This window comes from Pseudomonas sp. AL 58, from assembly GCF_036348395.1.
Classification (GTDB): Bacteria; Pseudomonadota; Gammaproteobacteria; order Pseudomonadales; family Pseudomonadaceae; genus Aquipseudomonas; species Aquipseudomonas defluvii.
The window spans coordinates 1-6,369 of record NZ_JAZBQR010000032.1 but is presented as its reverse complement, the minus strand read 5'-3'; the positions used below and the strand labels follow the sequence as shown (position 1 = coordinate 6,369).

Annotated in this window: 6 protein-coding genes; 2 read left to right on the top strand and 4 right to left on the bottom strand. The window is 58.0% G+C overall.

The features are described from left to right. Positions 1-234 precede the first annotated feature (234 nt). Complete coding sequence (gene cobF / locus UIA24_RS22145) at positions 235-975, bottom strand: precorrin-6A synthase (deacetylating) (protein WP_330523936.1); 741 nt, start codon at positions 973-975, stop codon at positions 235-237. A gap of 62 nt (positions 976-1,037) precedes the next feature. Beyond that, the gene (locus tag UIA24_RS22140; RefSeq protein WP_099775105.1) at positions 1,038-2,327 is read right to left on the bottom strand and encodes an OprD family porin; all 1,290 of its coding nucleotides are present in this window, start codon (positions 2,325-2,327) and stop codon (positions 1,038-1,040) included. A gap of 353 nt (positions 2,328-2,680) precedes the next feature. Between UIA24_RS22140 and UIA24_RS22135 the strand changes: the two genes are divergently transcribed. Both UIA24_RS22135 and gloA read left to right on the top strand, forming a co-directional pair. After that, a complete protein-coding gene (locus tag UIA24_RS22135; RefSeq protein WP_099776696.1) occupies positions 2,681-3,040 on the top strand; it encodes a histone-like nucleoid-structuring protein, MvaT/MvaU family in 360 nt (119 codons plus the stop codon). Positions 3,041-3,266: 226 nt separating this feature from the next. Continuing rightward, positions 3,267-3,788 carry a lactoylglutathione lyase gene (gene gloA / locus UIA24_RS22130; RefSeq protein WP_065762010.1) on the top strand — a complete coding sequence of 174 codons (522 nt, stop codon included), beginning with the start codon at positions 3,267-3,269 and terminating at the stop codon, positions 3,786-3,788. 98 nt (positions 3,789-3,886) lie between these two features. Here gloA and ahpF read toward each other — a convergent pair whose 3' ends face one another. Together ahpF and ahpC are read right to left on the bottom strand one after the other, a co-directional pair. Next, positions 3,887-5,449, bottom strand: coding sequence for an alkyl hydroperoxide reductase subunit F (gene ahpF, locus UIA24_RS22125; protein ID WP_330523935.1), 1,563 nt, complete (start codon positions 5,447-5,449; stop codon positions 3,887-3,889). Positions 5,450-5,566: 117 nt separating this feature from the next. Beyond that, on the bottom strand, positions 5,567-6,130 hold the full coding sequence (gene ahpC / locus UIA24_RS22120) for an alkyl hydroperoxide reductase subunit C (protein WP_099775108.1): 564 nt from the start codon (positions 6,128-6,130) through the stop codon (positions 5,567-5,569). Positions 6,131-6,369: the final 239 nt, after the last annotated feature.

Here is a 6,369-nt window from a genome sequence, read left to right as displayed (position 1 = left end):
ACAGCACCTGAAGGTCGTGCTGAAGGTCATCGATCGTCAGGCTGAAGTGCGCGTGATTGGCGGCTGAGAACATCCCTTGTCCCTATCGCGACGGTGATGGGCGAGGCGCTCGTGCAAGCATGAAAACCCCACATACGAAGGGATTTGACGCTAGCAGGGGTGTTTTCAGAAGGATGTAGGATGCGTCTGAACTCTGCGACAGACGCGTCGCTAATCAGAATTGCGTGGCCTGTTTTAGTACAGCCGTCGCAGCAAATAGGTGTCCATGATCCAGCCTTTGCTGGCCCTGGCCTGCTCGCGCCGGGAAAGGATCTGTGCCTTGACCTCCAGCAACGGCCCCTGAATCAGGATTTCATCATCCGTTCCCAGATAAGCGCCCCAATAGATGTGCAACTGCGGATCGTCCAGCGTGGCAAAGACTGACTGGGCGTCGAGCATCACCACCACGTTTTCAATTGGCGACACATCAGCCAAACGCCGACCGGGCAGTATCTGCAAGGGCTCGCCAATGCGGTTCAAGGGGATGCAATGACGCGCGGCCAGCGCCTGGACACTGCTGATACCGGGAATGACCTCAATGGAAAAGTGCCGCGCTTCGATCAGATCGAGAATGCGCAATGTACTGTCATACAGCCCAGGGTCGCCCCACAGCAGGAAGGCGCCGCATTCCCCCTGCTGCAGTTCATCTGCCAGCAGTCGCGCATACAAACGCGCGCGCAGGCGGTGCCAGCCCTGTACCGCCTCGACATAATCCGGTGCCCCGGCGTCACGCAGCGGGTCATCAACCACAACCACCCGATAAGGCCGATGCACATGCTGCTCAAGCAGTTCCATGCGCGAACGCAGCAAGTCATCCTTGCCCGCCCCCTTGTCCAGCAGGAAAAAGACGTCGGCGCGGTTCAGTGCATCAATGGCTTCCAGCGTGATCTGTCGGGGATTGCCCGGGCCGATGCCGATCAGCAGCAGGTGTTTCATCACTGTGGCTCCCAGGAATACACGGCCATTGTCGAACGGCCGCGTATTCCTGGCAAAGCCGTTTACAGCAACGAGAAGTTGTAGCTGACAATCACCCGGGTTTCGTCCATGTCGCGGGCAAATTTTTCGTAGTTGCTGCGGTAGGTAGCGTTACGCAGGCGCACACTGACATCCTTGAACGTACCGCTCTGTACCTGGTACTTGAACTCGGTGTCGCGCTCCCATTCCTTGCCTTCGGCCTGGCTACCCGGCACCTTGATACTGTCGCCGTTGATGTAGCGGGTGAAGAAGGTCAGCCCCGGAACACCCAGTGCCTTGAAGTCATAGTCGTAGCGCAGTTGCCAGGAACGCTCCTGAGCGGCGGCAAAGTCGTTGACCTGAGAATAGTTGACCAGGTACGGATTACTGCCATCGAGGTACGGCATGGCGTTTTCGCCATACATACGCTGCCAGCCAGCGCTGAACTTGTGCCCACCGAGGCCGTAGCCCAGCATGCCGCTGAACGCACGGTGATCGATACTGCCAGCCTTGGCTGCGCCGATGTCGTCACTCTTGATAAGCCGCAGGTCTGCCGACAGGCTGCCCACGCTCAGGGGCTGGCTGGCGAGCACGCCCAGGAAGTGCTGACGGTAGATGTCGTCCAGGGTCGCAACCTGGTACTGACCCGTGAGCCGCTCATTGAAACGGTAGTCGACCCCAGCCATGTCAAAGTGATCGGCCTTGGTATCGCAAGCGTAGCGCTTGTTCTTGCAATGCACGCGAATCTCTTGTGCATCGGTCGAGTCCCGTGCGGTGTAGCGATCCAGGCGCGCCGCCATGAACTTGAGGTCCTTGACCTCTTCAGAGGTCAACTGGGTGCCGTGGAACATGGTTGGCAACAAACGGCCATCGTTGTACTTGAGCAACGGCACATCGGGCATCATCGCACCGTACTTGAGCACGGTGTTCGAGTAGCGCACTTTCCCCGCTACGCCCAACTTTGCATACTGGTCCGCAGAATGCCGGGGGTTGTGGCCACTGGAAGGCAACAGTCCACTGTTACTGTCGCCGGGGCTGGAGTCGAGCTTGAAACCGAACATGCCCAGTGCATCAACGCCAAACCCGACAGGCCCTTCGGTATAACCGGATTGCACATTCAGGATAAAGCCCTGAGCCCACTCTTCACGTTTTGAGCCCCCCTGTTGCGAGCTGGTGTGACCATCGCGAAAGTCGCGATTGAAATAGACATTACGTGCCTCGACTTTGGCACTGGTGTCGTCAAGAAAACCGGCGGCCTGGGCCGAAAAACCGGCAAACAGGGCCACTAGGCCCGCCAGATGGCGCCCTTGGACAAATGGAGAGGGGGGGAACATGAGTTACGACAATCCGAATAAAGGCAAAGAACCAACCGGCGCCCTTCCTGGCACCGGCCACATGCACCGACATACCACCTGCGGCGACCTTAAATTATCGCCAGACCGCTCTAGAACGGGCCATTGGACCTTGGTCTAGACACCTCGGCCGCTCGACTAATCCTCAAATAGCGGAAAGCGCTGTAGTTCAATAGTTCTGCACACCGTCATTATAAAAGCCTAACCGCGGCGCGTTATTTATTGACTACACTGATTATTACTATGACGCCATGCCCCTGCGACCGCTGTGCTTTTCAATACGCTAATGATGGCCGTGCATACAACGCCATTGCAGATAAAGAGGAGTAATGATTGTGTCCCGACTTGCTGAGTTTCGTGCTGCCGAAAGAGCGCTCCAGGAACAGCTTGCTCAACTGGAGGCCTTGAAAAAGGATGCCGGCCTAAAACGTGAAATAGAGTTCGAGCAGAAACTTGTCGGCCTGATGAACAGCTATGGCAAGAGCCTGCGCGATGTGATCGAAATACTCGATCCCAAAGCAGCCGAAAAGACATCGCCCGCCACTGTCCGGCAACGTCGTCCACGCGTGGTAAAAGTCTACGAAAACCCCCACACCGGCGAGTTGATCGAAACCAAAGGGGGCAATCACCGTGGCCTGAAAGCCTGGAAACAACAGTACGGCGCGCAGACGGTCGAGAGCTGGGTACGCCACTGAAAAGCGCCCTTTTACTTCACATATTTTTCACATCATCTCTTCCAGGATGAAAGCTGCTAAAGGACTAGCGCCCCATTTGCCCGCTCCGGCGGGCTACTTATTTGATTGCGCCCTGCCGACCCCGTCTGCAGGGCGCAAACCGTTTGCGCAATCGCTTCACTTCCGTATCATGGCCGCCTGACCGTTTCGCTGGCACCACCGTGCCAGCCTTTTCTGCGGAGAGCCCATGAGCTTGCAACATCTCGACACACTTCCTGGCGTCACTGCACAACCGGACGCTGCGACCCAAAACTTCGTGTTCAACCACACCATGTTGCGGGTCAAGGATGTCGCCAAATCCCTGGACTTCTACACCCGTGTACTGGGCTTCAGCCTGGTGGAAAAGCGCGATTTCCCGGAAGCTGAATTCAGCCTGTACTTCCTCGCCCTGGTCGACAAGGCGCAGATCCCCAGCGATCCAGCAGCACGTAACACGTGGATGAAGTCGATTCCTGGCATCCTTGAATTGACGCACAACCACGGCACCGAGAATGATCCTGCGTTCGCCTATCACAATGGCAACACCGATCCGCGCGGCTTTGGCCATATCTGCATTTCGGTACCGGACATCCGCGCAGCCTGCGAACGCTTTGAAGCACTGGGTGTCACCTTCCAGAAGCGTCTGAGCGATGGCCGCATGAAGCACCTGGCCTTCATCAAGGACCCGGACGATTACTGGGTCGAGATCATTCAGCCTACTGAATTCTAAGCGATGCCCCGGGCGCTTGCGTCACAGGGGCACAGACAGCCGAAAGCGCTTCCACCCTCCTGGGGTAGAAGCGCTTTCGGTAATGGTCAGGCTAGGCCTCAGGCTGGCGCCGAGGTACGAATCAGGTGATCAAAGGCTGCCAGTGATGCTTTGGCGCCCTCACCGACCGCAATGACAATCTGCTTGTACGGCACAGTGGTCACGTCACCGGCGGCAAAAACACCTGGCAGGTTGGTCTGACCGCGGGCATCGACCACAATCTCGCCACGCGCGGACAGTTCGACGGTGCCCTTGAGCCAATCGGTATTGGGCAGCAAGCCGATCTGTACAAAGATCCCTTCCAGCGCCAGATCATGCACCACTTCAGTCGTGCGGTCCTTATAGCGCAAGCCGCTGACCTTCTGCCCATCGCCCAGGACTTCAGTCGTCAAAGCGCTGGTGATGACCTTGACGTTGGGCAAGCTGTGCAGCTTGCGTTGCAGTACCGCATCGGCACGCAGTTGGCTGTCAAACTCGATCAGGGTGACCTGAGCAACGATACCCGCCAGGTCGATAGCCGCTTCCACACCGGAGTTGCCACCACCGATCACCGCCACGCGCTTGCCTTTGAACAGCGGGCCATCGCAGTGCGGGCAATAGGCGACACCGCGGCTGCGGTACTCCTTCTCCCCCGGGACGTTCATTTCACGCCAGCGCGCACCGGTAGCAAGAATGACGGTCTTGGCCTTGAGCGACGCACCACTGGCCAGGCGCACCTCGTGCAGGCCACCCTCGGTACCTGGAATCAGCGCGTCGGCACGCTGCAGGTTCATGATGTCGACGTCGTACTGTTTGACGTGCTCCTCCAGCGCCGTAGCCAGCTTCGGCCCTTCGGTTTCCTGCACCGAGATAAAGTTCTCGATTGCCATGGTATCGAGTACCTGACCGCCAAAACGCTCAGCAGCAACACCGGTACGAATACCCTTGCGCGCTGCGTAAATGGCCGCTGCAGCACCGGCCGGGCCACCACCGACCACCAGCACATCGAACGCATCCTTGGCATTGATTTTCTCGGCCTGACGCTCACCGGCGCTGGTGTCGAGTTTGCCGAGGATCTCCTCCAGCCCCATGCGGCCCTGACCGAAGACCTCACCATTGAGGTACACACTTGGCACGGCCATGACCTTGCGTGACTCGACTTCATCCTGGAACAGCGCGCCGTCGATCGCGACGTGGCGCACGCTCGGATTGAGTACCGCCATCAGGTTAAGCGCCTGGACCACATCCGGGCAGTTCTGGCAGGACAACGAGAAGTAGGTTTCAAAGTTGAACTCACCCTTGAGCGCACCAATCTGCTCGATCACTTCGGCGCCGGCCTTGGACGGATGACCGCCGACCTGCAGCAGCGCCAGCACCAACGAGGTGAATTCGTGCCCCAAGGGGATACCCGCGAAACGCAGGCTGATATCGGCGCCAGGGCGATTGAGCGAGAACGACGGGCGACGGGCGTCACTGCCATCCTCACGCAGGGTAATCAGGTTCGACAGGCTGGCGATTTCGCGCAGCAGGTCGTGCAATTCACGGGACTTCGCGCCGTCGTCGAGGGAAGCAACGATCTCGATCGGCTGAGTGACCCGCTCCAGGTAGGACTTCAACTGAGTTTTAAGCGTGGCGTCCAACATACGGGCGATTCCTTTTTAAACAGTAGAAAAAACAACGCCCGGGCGAAAGCGCCCGGGCGTTTTGCGGGGCGGTGACAACGTCAGGTGCGGTACACCGCCCTCGGCTGGTTCAAGGTCTTAGATCTTGCCGACCAGGTCCAGCGATGGCGCCAGGGTGGCTTCGCCTTCTTTCCACTTGGCCGGGCAGACTTCACCTGGGTGGGCGGCAACATACTGAGCGGCCTTGACCTTGCGCAGCAGCTCACTGGCATCACGACCGACACCGCCGTCATTCAGTTCGACGATTTTGATCTGGCCTTGCGGGTTGATCACGAAAGTACCGCGGTCAGCCAGACCGGCTTCTTCGATCAGCACGTCGAAGTTGCGGGAGATGACGTGGGTTGGGTCACCGATCAGCGGGTACTGGATCTTGCCGATGGTGTCCGAGGTGTCGTGCCACGCTTTGTGGGTGAAGTGGGTGTCGGTGGACACGCCATAGATCTCTACGCCCAGCTTCTGGAATTCGGCGTAGTTGTCGGCCAGGTCGCCCAGCTCGGTTGGACAGACGAAGGTGAAGTCGGCCGGGTAGAAAAATACTACAGACCATTTGCCCTTCAGGTCAGCTTCCGACACCTCGACGAACTTGCCGTTGTGGTAAGCGGTAGCGTTGAACGGTTTGACCTGGCTATTGATGATAGGCATGAGTGACGCTCCTTCAGGGGTTGAGAAATCTGATGGAGAGAATCCTAGTCACTTATCGAAAAAATCGCTCATTGGCAAAGCTGATGCCGCCGATTGGTTTTGGCTATAAGCCGAAGCGATTAATAGAAGATTTCTGTTTGTATCGCAGGCAAGCCTGCTCCAACAAAGGCTAAACAGCCTGTAGGAGCCGGTCTTGCCCGCGATGCAGCCGCCGCGCACTTACTGCCACCCCGCCGACG

Coding starts and splice junctions, on each gene's coding strand:
- ahpC (WP_099775108.1), bottom strand. CDS start 6,130: ATGCCTATCATCAATAGCCAGGTCAAACCGTTCAACGCTACCGCTTAC.
- cobF (WP_330523936.1), bottom strand. CDS start 975: ATGAAACACCTGCTGCTGATCGGCATCGGCCCGGGCAATCCCCGACAG.
- UIA24_RS22140 (WP_099775105.1), bottom strand. CDS start 2,327: ATGTTCCCCCCCTCTCCATTTGTCCAAGGGCGCCATCTGGCGGGCCTA.
- gloA (WP_065762010.1), top strand. CDS start 3,267: ATGAGCTTGCAACATCTCGACACACTTCCTGGCGTCACTGCACAACCG.
- ahpF (WP_330523935.1), bottom strand. CDS start 5,449: ATGTTGGACGCCACGCTTAAAACTCAGTTGAAGTCCTACCTGGAGCGG.